At 63.0% G+C, this 15627-nt stretch carries 19 protein-coding genes; 12 read left to right on the forward strand and 7 right to left on the reverse strand.

All coding sequences use genetic code 11. The annotated features are described in order from the left end of the window. Positions 1-49 precede the first annotated feature (49 nt). From OOT33_RS09700 to OOT33_RS09725, 6 genes are all read right to left on the reverse strand, one after another. Positions 50-505, reverse strand: a complete 456-nt coding sequence (locus OOT33_RS09700) for a hypothetical protein (protein ID WP_307749829.1) — start codon at positions 503-505, stop codon at positions 50-52. After that, positions 505-2169 carry a DNA repair protein RecN gene (gene recN / locus OOT33_RS09705; protein WP_307749830.1) on the reverse strand — a complete coding sequence of 555 codons (1665 nt, stop codon included), beginning with the start codon at positions 2167-2169 and terminating at the stop codon, positions 505-507. The genes OOT33_RS09700 and recN overlap by 1 nt, the downstream gene beginning before the upstream one ends. Before the next feature lie 12 nt (positions 2170-2181). Continuing rightward, positions 2182-2967, reverse strand: a complete 786-nt coding sequence (locus OOT33_RS09710) for an outer membrane protein assembly factor BamD (protein WP_307749831.1) — start codon at positions 2965-2967, stop codon at positions 2182-2184. A gap of 79 nt (positions 2968-3046) precedes the next feature. Next, positions 3047-3382, reverse strand: coding sequence for an ATP-dependent Clp protease adapter ClpS (gene clpS, locus OOT33_RS09715; RefSeq protein ID WP_307749832.1), 336 nt, complete (start codon positions 3380-3382; stop codon positions 3047-3049). A gap of 202 nt (positions 3383-3584) precedes the next feature. Beyond that, entirely contained in the window at positions 3585-4400 is an 816-nt protein-coding gene (locus OOT33_RS09720) for a phasin family protein (RefSeq protein WP_307749833.1), read from the reverse strand. Between the two features lie 108 nt (positions 4401-4508). After that, complete coding sequence (locus OOT33_RS09725) at positions 4509-6245, reverse strand: class I poly(R)-hydroxyalkanoic acid synthase (protein ID WP_307750353.1); 1737 nt, start codon at positions 6243-6245, stop codon at positions 4509-4511. A 193-nt stretch (positions 6246-6438) separates the two neighbouring features. On the opposite strand from OOT33_RS09725, the gene OOT33_RS09730 reads away from it, so the two are divergent. Then, positions 6439-7653, forward strand: a complete 1215-nt coding sequence (locus OOT33_RS09730) for an LL-diaminopimelate aminotransferase (RefSeq protein ID WP_307749834.1) — start codon at positions 6439-6441, stop codon at positions 7651-7653. A gap of 16 nt (positions 7654-7669) precedes the next feature. After that, positions 7670-8140 carry a DUF2721 domain-containing protein gene (locus OOT33_RS09735; protein WP_307749835.1) on the forward strand — a complete coding sequence of 157 codons (471 nt, stop codon included), beginning with the start codon at positions 7670-7672 and terminating at the stop codon, positions 8138-8140. A 446-nt stretch (positions 8141-8586) separates the two neighbouring features. Here OOT33_RS09735 and pyk read toward each other — a convergent pair whose 3' ends face one another. Beyond that, entirely contained in the window at positions 8587-10041 is a 1455-nt protein-coding gene (gene pyk, locus OOT33_RS09740; RefSeq protein WP_307749836.1) for a pyruvate kinase, read from the reverse strand. Between the two features lie 105 nt (positions 10042-10146). Here pyk and OOT33_RS09745 point away from each other — a divergent pair, with 105 nt between their 5' ends. The 10 genes from OOT33_RS09745 (at position 10147) to ruvB (ending at position 15582) form a co-directional block, all read left to right on the forward strand. After that, complete coding sequence (locus OOT33_RS09745) at positions 10147-10446, forward strand: DUF1244 domain-containing protein (protein ID WP_307749837.1); 300 nt, start codon at positions 10147-10149, stop codon at positions 10444-10446. A 123-nt stretch (positions 10447-10569) separates the two neighbouring features. Further along, positions 10570-10812: a DUF2312 domain-containing protein gene (locus OOT33_RS09750; protein WP_307749838.1), complete on the forward strand. Its 243-nt coding sequence runs from the start codon at positions 10570-10572 to the stop codon at positions 10810-10812. Between the two features lie 77 nt (positions 10813-10889). Next, positions 10890-11207 carry a heavy metal-binding domain-containing protein gene (locus OOT33_RS09755; RefSeq protein WP_307750354.1) on the forward strand — a complete coding sequence of 106 codons (318 nt, stop codon included), beginning with the start codon at positions 10890-10892 and terminating at the stop codon, positions 11205-11207. A gap of 74 nt (positions 11208-11281) precedes the next feature. Further along, complete coding sequence (locus tag OOT33_RS09760) at positions 11282-12025, forward strand: YebC/PmpR family DNA-binding transcriptional regulator (RefSeq protein ID WP_307749839.1); 744 nt, start codon at positions 11282-11284, stop codon at positions 12023-12025. 234 nt (positions 12026-12259) lie between these two features. Further along, on the forward strand, positions 12260-12748 hold the full coding sequence (gene ruvC, locus OOT33_RS09765; protein ID WP_307749840.1) for a crossover junction endodeoxyribonuclease RuvC: 489 nt from the start codon (positions 12260-12262) through the stop codon (positions 12746-12748). 35 nt (positions 12749-12783) lie between these two features. Then, a complete protein-coding gene (gene ruvA, locus OOT33_RS09770) occupies positions 12784-13410 on the forward strand; it encodes a Holliday junction branch migration protein RuvA (protein WP_307749841.1) in 627 nt (208 codons plus the stop codon). Between the two features lie 55 nt (positions 13411-13465). Then, on the forward strand, positions 13466-13723 hold the full coding sequence (locus tag OOT33_RS09775; RefSeq protein WP_307749842.1) for a type II toxin-antitoxin system ParD family antitoxin: 258 nt from the start codon (positions 13466-13468) through the stop codon (positions 13721-13723). 1 nt (position 13724) lies between these two features. Beyond that, positions 13725-14012: a type II toxin-antitoxin system RelE/ParE family toxin gene (locus OOT33_RS09780; RefSeq protein WP_307749843.1), complete on the forward strand. Its 288-nt coding sequence runs from the start codon at positions 13725-13727 to the stop codon at positions 14010-14012. Then, positions 14012-14563: a hypothetical protein gene (locus tag OOT33_RS09785; protein ID WP_307749844.1), complete on the forward strand. Its 552-nt coding sequence runs from the start codon at positions 14012-14014 to the stop codon at positions 14561-14563. The genes OOT33_RS09780 and OOT33_RS09785 overlap by 1 nt, the downstream gene beginning before the upstream one ends. Beyond that, positions 14560-15582: a Holliday junction branch migration DNA helicase RuvB gene (ruvB, locus tag OOT33_RS09790; RefSeq protein ID WP_307749845.1), complete on the forward strand. Its 1023-nt coding sequence runs from the start codon at positions 14560-14562 to the stop codon at positions 15580-15582. The genes OOT33_RS09785 and ruvB overlap by 4 nt, the downstream gene beginning before the upstream one ends. Positions 15583-15627: the final 45 nt, after the last annotated feature.

The following is a 15627-nucleotide window of genomic DNA, read 5'->3' on the forward strand; positions in this document are numbered from 1 at the left end:
CTAAAGAGGAGGGGAGCTGGTGGTCCTTCGGAGAGGGGGGAGGGGGCGGTCATTTGAGGGGACGTATATACGTGCGCTGTGAAAGGGAGTGATCTACAACCAAACAAATTGGATAATGAAGCCCCTTGATTTTGAAACGCTTTTTACGGCTGACAGCGATCTTCTCCTCCAAATAAACAACCTTACCCGGCTCTATAGAATCTATAAATATTTCCTGCTTTTCGCCAAGGATAAAAGGTCGACAGCTCGTCGCATCCTCGAGAGAGATATGCCATGGCGTAACCCATTTCCGAACAGCACTTCCAATTCCAATGAATTCAAAATTTATATTATGGTTCGATAAATTAGTTATGACGAGACAAACATGATTAGCTGGATCAGTAAATTCATTCGACTGAACAATATTGAGTATTCGTCGCTTGATGAAATGTTCATACACCTGAACCAGTGCTACCGCTGTCGCCAATATAGCTCCATATAGTCCGATAGCATCGTTTGGTGCCATCACACCCGCTCCAGCAATCTATCTGCCTGTGCCCTTGCCTCGGCGGTAATGTCCGCGCCCGAGAGCATCCGCGCGATTTCCTCGCGGCGGCCCGCTTCATCAAGCGGCTTCACACCGGTGCGCGTCACGGTGCCTTCGGATGACTTGGCGATCAGCATGTGCGTCGCCCCGCGCGCGGCGACCTGAGGGCTGTGCGTGACGACAATCACCTGTCCCCCCTCCGCAAGCCGAGCCAAGCGTTCCCCAATCGCGGACGCCACCGCGCCGCCGACGCCGCGGTCGATCTCGTCGAAGATCATCGTCTGCGCACCGCCCTGCTCGGCAAGCGCGACTTTCAGCGCGAGGATGAAGCGTGACAGCTCGCCGCCGGACGCGATCTTGGTAAGCGGCGCGAAGGGCGCGCCGGGGTTGGTCGATATCAGGAACTCGACCCGGTCGGCGCCGCCCGGCCCCCACTGGCTCTCGGGCAGCGGCTCTACACTGGTGCGAAATTTCGCGGCATCGAGCTTGAGCGGCGCGAGTTCACCCGCGACCGCCGCGTCCAGCCGCTCCGCTGCCTCGGCGCGCCGTTCGGACAGCGCCTTCGCCGCCGCCTCATAGGCCGCGCGCGTTTCCCGCTCTTCCGCCTCCAGCGCGGCCAGCCCTTCCTCGCCCGCCTCGATCCGCGCGAGCTTGCCCGCCAGCTCCTCTGCCAGCGCGGCAAGGTCATCCGCCTGAACCTGATGCTTCCGCGCCAGCGCGCGCAGGTCGAACAGCCGCGTCTCCACCGCCTCCAGCCGTGCCGGATCGGCGTTCAGCGCCTCTGCGGCCTGTGCCAACGCGTCCTCCGCCTCGCTCGCATCGATCAGCGCACGGTCGAGCAGCGTCAGCGCCTGCGCCAGCAGCGGATGCTCCGCGCCGATCCGGTCGAGCCGCCGCGCCGCCTGCCGCAATTGCGCGAGTCCGCCCTCCGATCCGCCGATCAGCGCCTCGATCGCGGAGAGGTCATCCAGCAGGCGCGCGCCCTTCTGCATCGTCGCGCGTTCCTCGGCCAGTTGCGCCTCCTCGCCCGGCTCCGGCGCGAAGCTCTGCAACTCCGCGACGACATGGGTGAGATAGTCCCGGTCCCGCGCCGCATTGGCCACCTCCTCGCGCGCGCGGCCCAGCGCATCCGCCGCCGCCCGCCACGCGGCATGGGATTGCCCCACGCCTGCGCTGTCGCACCGGCCAAAGCTGTCCAGCAGCGCGCGGTGCCCCGCAGGGTTCAACAGCCCGCGGTCATCATGCTGGCCGTGGATCTCGACCAGCATTGCCCCCACCTCGCGCAGCAGCGTGGCAGAGCAGGGCTGATCGTTGAGGAAGGCGCGGCTGCCTCCGTCGGCCTTGAGCATGCGGCGGATCAGGATTGGCTCGCCCGGCTCCACTTCCAGCCCGGTCTCCTCCGCCAGCGCCGCGATGCGTGCCCCCGCCGCGCCCGGATCGAAACTGGCGGTGACGCTGGCCTGCGCCTCGCCTGCGCGCACCAGCCCGCTGTCCGCGCGCATGCCCAAGGCTAGCCCAAGCGAATCGAGCAGGATGGATTTGCCCGCCCCCGTCTCCCCGGTCAGCACGCCGAGTCCCGGCGCAAACTCAAGGTCCAGCGCCTCGATCAGCACGACATTGCGGATAGAAAGCGCGGTCAGCATCGCCGCGCTAATTCACGCCCCGGCGCCATGTTCCCGGATGAGCTTGTAGCTGTGCTCATACCATTTGGTGCCGGGATAGTTGGCGCCCAGCACGGCGGCTGCCTTCTTCGCCTCCTCGGGGATGCCCAGCGCCAGATAGCTTTCGACCAGACGCTCCAGCGCCTCGGGCGTGTGCGTCGTCGTCTGATAGGTATCGATCACATTGCGGAAACGGAGGGTCGCCGCCAGCCACTGCCCGCGCCGCTGATAAAAGCGGCCGATCTCCATCTCCTTGCCGGCGAGGTGATCGTTGACGAGGTCGAGCTTCAGCCGCGCGTCCGCCGCATATTCGGTCTGCGGATATCGGCGGATCAGCTCACCCAGCGCGTCGCGCGCCTGCTCGGTGATCCGCTGGTCGCGGGTGACGTCGGCGATCTGCTCATAATAGCTGAGCGCGATCAGATAGAAGGCGTAGGGCGCGTCCTTGTTGCCCGGGTGAATCGCTAGGAAGCGCTGCGCGCCAGACACCGCCTCGGTATAGTCGCGGTTCATGTAATAGGAGAATGCGCTCATCAGCTGCGCACGCCGCGCCCAAGGCGAATAGGGGTGCTGGCGCTCCACCTCGTCAAACAATTGCGCCGCGAGCTTGTACTGCCCCGAATCGAGCCGATACTTCGCGCTGTTGTAAAGCGTGGAGACATCGCGCGCGACATAATGGGTGTCGCCCTTGTTCTTGCCCGTGGCGCAGGCGGAAACGAGGGTTGCGGCGGCAAGCGCGCAGCATGCAAGGCCGATCGGGCGGGGGAGTTTGAACAGCATGGCACCGCTCATAACGCAGGGCGGAAGGTTCGCCAAGCGGATCGTTACCGAGTTCCGAACTTCACGTGCTGGCTGTGGGTCAGGCCTTTTCCAGCGTGCATTGCAGCGGGTGCTGGTTTTGCCGGGCGAAGTCCATCACCTGGTTCACCTTGGTCTCCGCGACCTCATAGCTGAACACACCGCAAATGCCGACTCCGCGTTGATGCACATGCAGCATCACGCGGGTCGCTTCTTCCATGTCCATCTTGAAGAACCGCTGGAGCACATGGACGACGAACTCCATCGGCGTATAGTCGTCGTTGAGCATCAGTACCTTGTAGTGGGACGGGCGCTTGGTCCGGGTGCGCGTACGCGTGGCGACGCTCACGCCGGGGCCGGAGGGGCCGCCGTCGTCCTCGCCGCGATCGCCGGCCATTCGCACGCCCAGCATCTGACTGCTAACTCCGCACCTGTCGCTCATCCCGGCAAATATGGCGGGAGAGACCCAGTTCGGCAAGGGGTGGCGCGACTATTCGTGGCAGGATAATCATACACAGCCATTATAGCGCATCGAGTTATGAAAAAAGCCCTACCTCCGCTCGGGGAGGCAGGGCCTTTTTATTCCAGCGCCGGAAAGATCAGGCGGCGATCGAGCGAACCTTCTCGGTCACGATCGAAACGCGGGTGCTGATCGGCTGTACCACGTCGCCCGCCAGCTTCAGCATGGCTTCGCTGTTCTTGGCGGCTTCCTTGGCGAAAGCGTCGAAGCTGCTGGAGAGCAGTTCGCTCTGCAGCTGGAAGAACTCGGCCGGGCTCTTGGCGGCGGCCAGCGTCTTCATCGCGGCGGAGGCCTTTTCGAAGGTCAGGCGGCCATATTCGGCGGCATCCTGGCCCAGCGTCTCGACCGCCTTGGTCGCAATCTTGCCGGATTCGACCAGCGCCTCGACATTGCCCTTGGCGAGCTCGCTCAGCTCTTCCATCGCCTTGCTGGACTTCTCAACGCCCGCCTTTGTCTTCTCGCTCATCTCGGCGAAAGCAGCTTCAAAGCGGGTCTTGGCCTCTTCGGCGAAATTCTTGGTGGTCTCGATAACGTCTGCCATGATTTCTGTTCCTTTCTGCTCGGTGCGTTCCGCTGTCTCGGTGGGGAGGGGGGCCGCCTCTTCGGCGATCGCCTCCACCGGTGGCGCGGATGGCACCATTATCTCGGGTTGCTCGGCTGTCAGTTCTTCAGTCTTTTCTGTTATTATATCATCGACCGGGGCGAGATCCGCCGCGGTCAGCTCCGGCGCAGGTTCGGGCACGAAGGCCGGTTCGGCCAGCGCGACCGGCTCAGGCGCCGGCTTAGTCGGTTTTGCCATCGCGGCTTTGCGCGCGGCGATCTTGGGCGTCGCCTGGGCGACGGTGTCCGAGGAGATCTTCTTCGGGCGTCCCGGCTTTTTGGGTGTGCCAGTCATCACGAACTCCCTTATGCTGCATTGCAACATAATTATAGGGTCGCGGAATGTCAAGCGCTTTTTGTGCGCCGCAACATATCGCTCGTCAGTGTCGTTCTGTCGTGATTTTCAGCGGCGTTTCACATAGCTGCCAGGCGCGGGTTCCAGCGCCTTGAGCTTGCCTTTTCCGGGGATTCTTCCGCCCTTGGCTGGCACCGTCTCCGCGTCCTGAGCCTTGAGCCAATTCACCCAGTCCGGCCACCAGCTCCCCTTGGTTTCTTTCGCGGACGCGATGAATTCCTCCAAAGTGGATGCGGTTTTCGCGCAGGTCCAATATTGATATTTGTTGTCCGACGGCGGATTGACGACGCCCGCGATATGGCCAGACCCGGCGAGGAGAAACCGCATCGGGCCGGAGAAATGCCCGGTCAGCTTCCACACGCTCTTCAGGGGCGCGATATGGTCCTCCCGCCCCGCCTGCACATAGACCGGCGTCGTCACCTTGCGCAGGTCGATCGGCGTGCCCTCGATGCTGATCGCGCCGGGCGTCACCAGCTTGTTGTCGCGATAGAGCTCGGTCAGATATTGCTTGTGCCATTTCGCGGGCAGGTTGGTGGTGTCGCCGTTCCAGTAGAGCAGATCGAACGGCGGATAGTCCGACCCGAGCAGGTAATTGTTGACGACATAGTTCCAGATGAGGTCGCGCCCGCGCAGCAGGTTGAAGGTCGCGGCCATGTATCGCCCGTCGAGATAGCCGGGGGCGGAGAGCTGATCGACCAGCTTCAGCTGCTCGTCATCAATGAACAGGCTGAGGTCGCCCGCATCCTGAAAATCGACCTGCGCGGTGAAGAACGTCGCGCTCTTGACCTTGTCGGCCTCGCCCCGTGCCGCCAACCACGCCAGCGTCGCGGCCAGTGTCGTCCCCGCCACGCAATAGCCGATGGCATGCACATTCTTGACGCCCAGCAGATCGCGCACCGTGTCGATCGCGTCGACCTGACCCCGCACGATATAGTCTGCCCATTCCACGTCCTTCATGCTGGCGTCGGCGGACTTCCAGCTGACCATGAAGACACTGATGCCCTGATCCACCGCCCATTTGACGAAGCTTTTGTGCGGCGAGAGATCGAGGATGTAGAAGCGGTTGATCCACGGCGGGAAGATGACGAGCGGCGTCTCCAGCACCTTCTTCGTGGTCGGCTCGTAATGGATCAGCTGATAAAGCGGCGTTTCCTTCACCACCTTGCCCGGCGTGGCGCCGATGTTGACGCCCAGCTCGAACTTGCTGCCGTCGGTGTGGGTGAGCTGGCCCTTGCTCAAGTCCGCCAGCATATGCTGCAGCCCGCGCACAAGGTTTTCGCCCCGGCTCTCCAGCGTTTTCTCCAGCACCACCGGGTTGGTGAGCGGAAAATTGCTTGGGGCCAGCGCATCGACCATCCCCTGCGTCGCGAACTTGAGCTGTTCCTTGTGCTTGGCGTCCAGCCCGTCGACACTGTCGGACAGGCGGAGCATGTAATCCGACAGCAGCAGATAGCTCTGGCGCATGAGGTCGAAGAACGGATTCTCGCTCCATTTAGGGTCGGTGAAGCGGCGATCCTTGCGCGCGGCGGGGCTGCCTTCCGGCGGGGCGTTGTTGGCGGGATCGGCGTCAAGAAAACGCTGCCACAGCGCGATGGATTCCTTGGCGAAGTCGCTCTGCACCTTTGCCAGCCTCTCCGGCTGGAACATCAGCGGTGGTGGCGAGGTCAGCGCGGATTGCGTTGCCTTCTGCGCCGCCTCGATCGGCTTCTGGCTCGTCATCGCGCCGGCGGCATATTCCATCAGCAGCTGCTGCGCCTGCCCGATGGAGCGTGTCCAGTGCTGCATGTCGTCCAGCGTGGGCAGGGAACCGAGCGGGCCGGGTTCGCTTTTCACTCTGCCCTCGCTCACCGTCGCTCTCCCGCAATTCGCCTTAATTGCCTGGCCGGGTCTGGCTACCGGCGCAATCGCGGTATATAGCGGGGGTTGCACCGTGCGACAATAGCATGTTGCAGTGCAGCAATTGAGGAAAGTCATACCCATGTCCGAGGAATTCTACCGCATCAAGCGCCTGCCCCCCTATGTCATCGCGGAAGTGAACGCGATGCGGGCCGCCGCGCGTGCGGCCGGGGAGGACATCATCGACCTCGGCATGGGCAACCCGGATCTGCCGCCGCCGCCGCATGTGATAGAGAAGCTGTGCGAGGTGGCGCAAAAGCCGGATGCCCATGGCTATTCCCAGTCCAAGGGCATTCCGGGGTTGAGGAAGGCGCAGGCGAACTATTATGCGCGCCGCTTTGGCGTGGATGTCGATCCGGAAACGGAAGTCGTCGTCACCATGGGGTCGAAGGAGGGGCTGGCGAGCCTCGCTACCGCGATCACCGCGCCGGGCGATGTCGTGCTCGCGCCCAATCCCAGCTACCCGATCCACACCTTCGGTTTCATCATCGCCGGGGCTACGATCCGGTCCGTGCCTGCCACGCCGGACGAGAATTACTGGCGCTCGCTCGACCGCGCGATGGCGTTCACCGTGCCGCGCCCGTCAATCCTTGTCGTCAACTATCCTTCGAACCCGACAGCGGAGACGGTCGACCTCGCTTTCTACGAGCGGCTGGTGGCATGGGCGAAGGAGAACAAGGTGTGGATCTTGTCAGACCTCGCTTATTCCGAGCTCTATTTCGATGGCAACCCGACACCGTCGATCCTGCAGGTGCCGGGCGCAAAGGATGTCGCGATCGAGTTCACCTCCATGTCCAAGACCTACTCGATGGCGGGCTGGCGCATGGGCTTTGCGGTCGGCAACAAAAAGCTGATCGCCGCGATGACGCGGGTGAAGTCCTATCTCGATTATGGTGCGTTCACGCCCATTCAGGCGGCGGCGTGCGCGGCGCTCAATGGCCCGCAGGACATCGTGCAGAAGAATCGCGAGCTCTATCACAAGCGGCGCGACGTTCTGGTCGAGAGCTTCGGCCGCGCCGGGTGGGATATTCCCCCCGCGCGCGCCTCAATGTTCTGCTGGGCGCCGCTGCCCCCGGCATTGAAGGACATGGGCAGCCTCGAATTCTCAAAGCAGTTGCTCAGCCATGCCAAGGTCGCGGTTGCGCCCGGCGTCGGCTATGGCGAGGACGGCGAAGGCTTCGTGCGCATCGCCATGGTCGAGAACGAACAGCGCCTGCGCCAGGCCGCCCGCAACGTGAAGAAATATCTCCAGAGCATGGGCGTCAACACGCCATCGGGCAAATCAGCGGTCGGCTGAAGCAAAGGATAGCCGCATGGCGAGCGTTCCCCATGTGTCGCACGTCGTGCAGGCGATCCAGCTTTCGGTCGCGCCGGTGTTCCTGCTCGCGGGCATCGGCGGCTTCCTCAACGTCTGCGCGGCGCGGCTCGCCCGTGTGGTGGACCGCGCCCGCGTGGTGGAAGAGCGGCTGACGCGTTCGCGCGGCGCGGAGCATGACCGGCTGCTCCACGAAATCCGCACGCTCGATGTGCGCATCCGCATCGTCAACAACTGCATTTCGCTCTCGGTACTGAGCGCGTGCCTCGTGTGCGCCGTGGTTACGCTGCTGTTCGCCAATCAGCTGTTCGCCAACCAGCTGGATACGCCGATCGCGCTGATGTTCGTCGGCGCGATGCTGAGCATAGGCGTCGCCTTCGCGCTGTTCATCGTCGAAACGCGCAAAGGCTCGTCCGTGGTGCGGGTTCGGGCGGAGATCCTCTCCCACAAGGAAGAGGGGCAGGACTGAAAGCGCACTGTCGGGATGCGACAACAAAGCGGACGGTAGAAGATTAGAGTATCCTCCGAACTTGAACGAGCTGCCGCCGGAGAACTCTAGTGACGCCAACTGCGTTTAATACTTCGCTATTGCTCGCGTCGGTTGTCCTCTACATCGCTTTGCCTGTTTGGCTAGTATTTCGGGGTTGGGTTGCCGTGGGCGGATTAGTCCAGCTTATCGGTGCTTTCCTACCGGGTATTTGGCAAGGCGTGTTCTGGCCCGAAGAGGCTGGCAATTTCGGGTTGCTGATGATGATGTTGGTTCCAATCCCGCTATGCATCATGCTACTTGGGTTAACTGCGGGCCTCATACATGGCAGCCGATGGGCCCTTCGGAAAGGCAGAAAACTAGTTCTTGAGCAGCGTTAGCGCCTAGCGTCCGTTGTCCACCCTAACCAGACATCAACCCACCCGCCCCTATTCCTCCCGCCCTTTCAGCTCATCCCCGCGCACGTGCGCTACGTGGATCACGTTGGTCGAGCCGGGCGTGCCGAAGGGGACGCCCGCCAGCACGATGATCTTGTCCGATGCGGCTGCGAGGCGGTTGCGCAGCGCCATGCGCCGGGCCTTGCCGATCATCTCCTCGAAACTGCCGATATCCTTGGTGCGCACCGCATGCGCGCCCCAGAGCAGACCCATGCGCCGCGCCGTCTCGATCTTGGGCGTCAGCGCGAGGATCGGCGTCTGCGGCCGCTCGCGCGAGACGCGGCGCACCGTGCTGCCCGATGAGGTGAAGCAGACGATGGCCTTGGCGTCGACCGTGCGGGTGATGCTGCCCGCCGCCTCGGCCAGCGCATCGGCCGTCGTGGCGTCGGGCTTGGTTTCGGTGAAGTGCAGCCGGGCGAGATAGCCGGGGTCGCCCTCCACGCTTTTCGCGATGCTGTCCATCATCGCAACTGCCTCACGCGGCCAGTCTCCCGCCGCCGTCTCGGCCGAGAGCATGATCGCGTCGGCGCCGTCATACACCGCTGTCGCCACGTCGGAGACTTCCGCGCGCGTCGGCGTCGGCGCCTTGATCATCGATTCGAGCATCTGCGTCGCCACCACCACCGGGCGGCCCAGCCTGCGCGCACAGGCGACGATATGTTTCTGCAGCGGTGGAACGTCCTGCGGCGGCAGCTCGACGCCCAGGTCGCCGCGTGCAACCATCACGCCGTCGGCCAGCTCCAGTATCTCGTCCAGCCGCTGGATGGCGGCCGGCTTCTCGATCTTCGCCATCAGCGCGCCATAGCCGCCCATCAGCCTCCGCGCTTCGGCCAGATCCTCCGGCCGCTGCACGAAAGACAGCGCGATCCAGTCCGCGCCCTGATCGATCGCAAAAGCAAGGTCGCGCCGGTCCTTCTCTGTCATCGCCGCCATCGGCACCACCACGTCGGGCACGTTGACGCCCTTGCGGTTGGAGAGCGGCCCGCCGATCTCCACGATCGTCTCGATCCGCTCCGGCTCCACGTTCTTGACCCTCAGCACCAGCTTGCCGTCGTCGATCAGCAGGCGCGTTTCGGGCTGGAGCGCGGCGTAAATCTCCGGGTGGGGCAGGTTGACGCGGCGATTATTGCCCGGCGCCTCGTTGCGATCGAGCGTAAATGCCTGGCCGGCCTTCAGCATCACCATATTGTCGACAATGGTGCCGATGCGCAGCTTCGGCCCCTGAAGGTCGGCGAGGATCGTCGTCGGGCGTCCGAATTCTTTTTCGAGCGCCCGAATATCGGCGATATTGGCCGCATGGGCCTCGTGTGCGCCATGGCTCATGTTGAGGCGAAAGGCATCGGCGCCGGCAAGAAACAGCTCGCGGATCATCTCCGCGCTGCCGCTTGCCGGGCCCAAAGTGGCGAGAATGCGTACCTTGCGTTCGCGCGGAGAAAGCGTTTTCAAAATGTGTCCCCATATTGGTGCCATATTGGTGGAAGTGCGACTGTTCCTATTGTTATAGGCCCCCAGACCCCGTGCTACGGGCTTGATAGCGGAGAAATGTTAACCATGAGCGAACCAGTTATCAATGATCAAGCCGCCGCCGCGGCGTTTCGCCGGCTCGTGCGCCATCTGCAGCACCGGACAGACGCACAGAATGTCGATCTGATGGGCCTGGCGGGCTTCTGCCGCAACTGCCTGGCGGACTGGCTGGCTGAGGCTGACGGCGCGATGGACAAGGACACCGCGCGCGAGGCGATCTACGGCATGCCCTATGCGGAGTGGAAGGCGAAGCACCAGACCGAGGCCACGCCCGTGCAGCTCGCGCGCATGGAAGAAAGCGTGGCAAAGAACAAGGCGAGCCATTAAGGACGGCGCGGTGTTTGATTCGAAATTCCATGGGAATGTCGAGGGTCGGAACCGCACATCCGAAACGTCAGCGAAGCGACGCGTTTCGGATCAGCCATTAACTATTCACCATAAGGAGACCCCATGAGCGAGGGCAATGTTGCCGCAGACCAGCTGCGTCTGTTTATCGAACGCATCGAGCGGCTGGAGGAGGAGAAAAAGGGCATCGCGGATGACGTGAAGGATGTCTATGCCGAGGCAAAGGCAACCGGCTATGATGTGAAGACGATGCGGCAGATCGTCCGCCTGCGTAAGCTGGAGAAGCATGTGCGTCAGGAGGCCGAGGCGCTGCTCGAGACATATAAGGCTGCGCTCGGTCTCGAATAGTCGGCGCGCCTCAGGAGACAGGCATGACCCAATCCCCCTGGGGCGCAACCCCCGAAGCCAGCATCGGCGGCAGCGAGATGATCGTCACCACCACGCCCACTGTCGAAGGCCGCCCGGCGCAGCAATATTTCGGAATCGTCACGGGCGAGGTAATCGTCGGCGCGAACATCTTTCGCGATCTGTTCGCCGGCATCCGCGATATCGTCGGCGGGCGGGCGGCATCCTATGAGAATGTGCTGCAAGGCGCCCGCGAGCAGGCGCTGGGAGAGATGCGGATGCGCGCGGCGGAGCTGGGCGCCAATGCCGTGGTTGGGGTAGACCTCGATTATGAAGTGCTCGGCTCCAATGGCTCGATGCTGATGGTCTCCGCCACCGGCACGGCGATCCGTATATGATCGCGACGGTTGCGATGTGGATGCGCGCTCGCTAGAGAGCCAGCCATTCCTCATCTCTAGCCAAGGAGCAGGCCGTGGCAGGCCATAGCAAATTCAAGAACATCATGCATCGCAAGGGCGCGCAGGACAAAAAGCGCTCGGCCATGTTCTCCAAGCTCTCGCGCGAGATCACCGTCGCCGCCAAGATGGGCATGCCGGACCCGGACATGAACCCGCGCCTGCGCCTCGCGGTCAACGCTGCCAAGGCGCAGTCCATGCCCAAGGACAATATCCAGCGGGCGATCGACAAGGCATCGAAGGGCGATGGCGAGAATTACGAGGAAGTGCGCTACGAGGGCTATGGCCCCGGCGGCATAGCCATCATCGTCGAGGCGTTGACCGACAACCGCAACCGCACCGCCACCAATGTCCGTACGGCATTCTCGAAAAACGGCGGCAACCTCGGCGCATCCGGCGCGGTGAGCCACGGGTTCGACCGCATGGGCCTGATCGAATATCCCGCCTCCGTGGGGGACGAGGAAAAGGTGCTGGAAGCCGCGATCGAGGCGGGCGCGGAGGATGTGGAGTCCTCGGAAGACGGCCACAGCATCTGGACGGCGATGGACGCGCTGCACGAGGTGGCGAAGGCGCTGGAGGCCAGCCTTGGCCCGGCCGAGGGCGCCAAGCTCGCCTGGAAGCCGCAGACCAGCGTCGAAGTGGACGAAGGCACGGCGGGAACGCTGATGAAGCTCATCGACACGCTGGAGGATGACGACGATGTCCAGACCGTCTGGGGCAATTACGACATCTCTGACGACGTGATGGAGAAGCTGGGATAAGAAAAAATGGCCCCTCCCCTTCAGGGGAGGGGTTGGGGTGGGGGCCGGCCAGATGCGAGAGAAAACTGTGAAAATGGAGCTCGGCATCTGGCACAACCAAAATCCGGCCTTATCCAATTGGCAGCGCTATATCCCAGGCTTGCCCAATGTCCTGCTTTTGCGGGACTACACCACTCTAACCCTTCACAGGAGGCACCTGACTCCGTTGGACCTGAGGGCGAGGGGCTTGATTAGATGCTGATCCTCGGCCTTGATCCCGGCCTCGGCACCACCGGCTGGGGGCTGATCGCGGCCGATGGCAACCGCCTGTCTCACATTGCCAACGGCCAGATAAAGACTGACGCGAAGGACGCGCTGGCCGCCCGCCTCCTCGCGCTCGATGCCGCGCTGACCGATCTTATCGTCGCCCACAAGCCGGACGGCGCGGCGGTGGAGGAGGTGTTCGTCAACGCCAACCCGCAATCGACGCTGAAGCTCGGGCAGGCACGCGGGGTCGTCCTCTTGAACGCCGCGCGGGCGGGGATAGAGGTGGGCGAATATGCGGCGCGGCTGGTGAAGAAATCGGTCGTCGGCGTCGGCAATGCCAGCAAGGATCAGGTCCACGCGATGATCGCGCGCCTGCTCCCGGGCGCGTCGATCAGCGGGGCGGACGCGGCAGACGCTCTCGCCGTCGCCATCACCCACGCCCATCATATGGCGAGCGCCCGCCGCCTCACTTTCTGATGGAAACGAACCGGGAACATCGTTAAGGTCGCGCGATGATCGCGCATCTGAAGGGGATATTGGCGTCAACGGGGGCGGATGGCGCCGTGGTGGACGTGAACGGCGTCGGCTATGCTTTTGGCGCGTCTGCGCGCACCCTCTCGGCGCTGGGCGCGGTGGGTGATGCGGTGACGGTCCACACCGAAATGCTGGTGGGCGAGGATTTCATCCGGCTGGTCGGCTTTGCCACTGATGCCGAGCGGGACTGGTTTCGCCTGCTCACCGGGGTGCAGGGCGTCGGCGCGCGGGTGGCGCTGGCGATATTGTCTGTGCTCGATGGCGCGGAACTGCACCGCGCGATTGCCGCCCAGGACAAGGCGATGGTCGCCCGCGCGAACGGCGTGGGGCCAAAGCTTGCCGAACGGATCGTGCGCGAACTGAAGGACAAGACCGGCACGATCCTCACCAGCCCGATGGCAATCGGAGGAGCGGGCATGGCGCCGGGTGCAGGCGGTGCAGCGCCTGCGGGCGGCGCGGCGGCGGACGCGCTGAGCGCGCTCACGGGCCTCGGCTTCAAGCCCTATGAGGCGAGCGTGGCGGTGGCGGCGGCTGAAGCGGAACTGGGCGAGGGCGCAACGCTGGATGCGCTGGTGCGCCTCGCGCTCAGGAAGGCGGCAAAGTGATGCGCCATATTCTATGTTCTATAGACAAATTTATACATATCCCTATATTGTGGATATGTCCCAGCTCAATGTCTCCATCCCGCCCGCCCTCAAGACCTGGATCGACCATCGTGTCACCGAAGGGCGCTACAGCAGCGCCAGCGACTATATCCGCGATCTCGTCCGCCGCGATCAGGACTCCGCCAAGGAGGAAACCGAATGGCTGCGCGGGCTGATCGCCGAAGGGCTGGCATCGGGGGTGGTGGATGAGGAGCCGGAAGACGTCCTCAGAACCATCATGGCGGAGCGGCGAGCGAGGCGCAATCCGGCTTAGATTGGCCCGCGCCGCTCAGGCCGATCTGGCCGAGATAGATAACTACAGCGCCGAGCAGTTCGGCGACGACGCAGCCGACGACTATAATCAGGGCTTTTGGGAGCTATTCGCCTTGCTGCGCACCCATCCATTCGCCGGGCCGCTCACACCGGACCTCGGCAAGCAGGTCCGGTGCTTGACTCACAGACGCCATCGCATCTTTTATCGCGTGACGCGCGAACAGGTGCTGATTTTGCGGATCATTCACCATGCGCGGAACGCGAAGGGGATGCTGGGGGAGGCGGGGTGATGCAGGAGCCACTTCCAGATATTGAACCGGAACTTCTAAAAAGATTGGCCGGTATAGAGGTTGCTTCTGCCCTTGAAGCGCGGAAGCTAGCAAGCTCTGAGCATTCTTCGTCTTACAATTGGCTTTTGGCGTCATTGCTGACGATAAATGGAGGTGGATTAGTGGCATTATCCACTAATCAGCAATTGATTGGCTGGGAGAAAGTTTTGATCGGAGTCTGGTTTTATGTGGGACTGATGGCTGCACTTTTGTGCGCTTTTTTTGGGCAGTTAGCCAACAGAGATGGCATACAGTTGCTTGGCGAACAGACGGGTTACTGGGCATCAGTCGAGCATTATCAGGAGCGATCTGCTGGATCTGAGCAAGAACATGAAACCAGGCTCAAGAAAGTTAGGCGAAAGGCAATGAGAGCGCGTTATTCGGGATTCGTATCAGTAGCTGCTTTCTCAGTAGGCCTAGCAAGCCTGGGGTATTTGCTCTGTCAACCATCGATGTCTGAGAAGAACGTCAAAAGTTCTGTAGATGCTACCCCAAATGCTTCGTCAAAATGACCTCCTCGCCCCTCCTCTCCGCGTCACGCAAGCCTGAAGACATAGACGCCGCCTTGCGTCCCAAGACCCTCGACGAGTTCGTGGGCCAACAGCAAGCGCGCGAGAATCTGCGCATCTTCATAGAGGCTGCGCGCAATCGCGGCGAGGCGCTCGATCATGTGCTGTTCTTCGGCCCCCCCGGCCTCGGCAAGACCACGCTGGCGCAGATCGTCGCCAAGGAGATGGGCGTCGGCTTTCGCGCCACCTCCGGCCCGGTTATCGCCAAGGCGGGGGATCTTGCGGCGCTGCTCACCAATCTCGACGAGGGCGATGTGCTGTTCGTGGACGAGATTCACCGCCTCAATCCCGCGGTCGAGGAGATCCTCTACCCAGCAATGGAGGACCGCGCGCTCGATATCATGATCGGCGAGGGGCCTTCCGCGCGCTCGGTGCGGATAGACCTGCCGAAATTCACGCTGGTGGGCGCCACCACGCGGCAAGGCCTGCTCACCACGCCGCTGCGGGACCGCTTCGGCATCCCGGTGCGGCTGCAATTCTACACGGTGGAGGAGTTGGTGCAGGTGGTAAGCCGCGCCGCCCGCCTGCTCGGCCTTGCCATCACGGATGATGGCGCGGTGGAGGTGGCCCGCCGCTCGCGCGGCACCCCGCGTATCGCCGGGCGGCTGCTGAGGCGCGTGCGCGACTTCGCCGATGTCGCTGGCGCGCCGCAGGTCGATGCGCGCACGGCGGACGCGGCATTGAACCGGCTGGAGGTCGACAGCCTCGGCCTCGATGCGATGGACCGGCGCTACCTGATGATGATCGCGGACATCTACAAAGGCGGACCGGTGGGCGTCGAAACGCTGGCGGCGGGCTTGTCCGAGCCGCGCGACACGATCGAGGAAGTGATCGAACCCTACCTCATCCAGCTCGGCCTCGTCGCGCGCACCGCCCGCGGGCGCTGCCTCAATGCGGGCGGTTGGAAGCATCTCGGCCTCAATCCGCCCGCCAATACGCAGGACGGGCTGTTCGATCCCTGAGTTGAGCGCCATTTCGCCCTTTGCCATGGACTCCCGCCTCGGTTA

The sequence above is a fragment of the Sphingobium sp. DEHP117 genome (genome assembly GCF_030867385.1).
In the GTDB taxonomy this organism is placed as follows: Bacteria; Pseudomonadota; Alphaproteobacteria; order Sphingomonadales; family Sphingomonadaceae; genus Sphingobium.

Excerpts from the sequence above, each read along its gene's own strand:
- OOT33_RS09700 (WP_307749829.1), bottom strand. The coding sequence starts at position 505 with ATGGCACCAAACGATGCTATCGGACTATATGGAGCTATATTGGCGACA.
- recN (WP_307749830.1), bottom strand. The coding sequence starts at position 2,169 with ATGCTGACCGCGCTTTCTATCCGCAATGTCGTGCTGATCGAGGCGCTG.
- OOT33_RS09710 (WP_307749831.1), bottom strand. The coding sequence starts at position 2,967 with ATGCTGTTCAAACTCCCCCGCCCGATCGGCCTTGCATGCTGCGCGCTT.
- clpS (WP_307749832.1), bottom strand. The coding sequence starts at position 3,382 with ATGGCCGGCGATCGCGGCGAGGACGACGGCGGCCCCTCCGGCCCCGGC.
- OOT33_RS09720 (WP_307749833.1), bottom strand. The coding sequence starts at position 4,400 with ATGACTGGCACACCCAAAAAGCCGGGACGCCCGAAGAAGATCTCCTCG.
- OOT33_RS09725 (WP_307750353.1), bottom strand. The coding sequence starts at position 6,245 with ATGCAGCACTGGACACGCTCCATCGGGCAGGCGCAGCAGCTGCTGATG.
- OOT33_RS09730 (WP_307749834.1), top strand. The coding sequence starts at position 6,439 with ATGTCCGAGGAATTCTACCGCATCAAGCGCCTGCCCCCCTATGTCATC.
- OOT33_RS09735 (WP_307749835.1), top strand. The coding sequence starts at position 7,670 with ATGGCGAGCGTTCCCCATGTGTCGCACGTCGTGCAGGCGATCCAGCTT.
- OOT33_RS09745 (WP_307749837.1), top strand. The coding sequence starts at position 10,147 with ATGAGCGAACCAGTTATCAATGATCAAGCCGCCGCCGCGGCGTTTCGC.
- OOT33_RS09750 (WP_307749838.1), top strand. The coding sequence starts at position 10,570 with ATGAGCGAGGGCAATGTTGCCGCAGACCAGCTGCGTCTGTTTATCGAA.
- OOT33_RS09755 (WP_307750354.1), top strand. The coding sequence starts at position 10,890 with ATGATCGTCACCACCACGCCCACTGTCGAAGGCCGCCCGGCGCAGCAA.
- ruvC (WP_307749840.1), top strand. The coding sequence starts at position 12,260 with ATGCTGATCCTCGGCCTTGATCCCGGCCTCGGCACCACCGGCTGGGGG.
- ruvA (WP_307749841.1), top strand. The coding sequence starts at position 12,784 with ATGATCGCGCATCTGAAGGGGATATTGGCGTCAACGGGGGCGGATGGC.
- OOT33_RS09775 (WP_307749842.1), top strand. The coding sequence starts at position 13,466 with ATGTCCCAGCTCAATGTCTCCATCCCGCCCGCCCTCAAGACCTGGATC.
- OOT33_RS09785 (WP_307749844.1), top strand. The coding sequence starts at position 14,012 with ATGCAGGAGCCACTTCCAGATATTGAACCGGAACTTCTAAAAAGATTG.
- ruvB (WP_307749845.1), top strand. The coding sequence starts at position 14,560 with ATGACCTCCTCGCCCCTCCTCTCCGCGTCACGCAAGCCTGAAGACATA.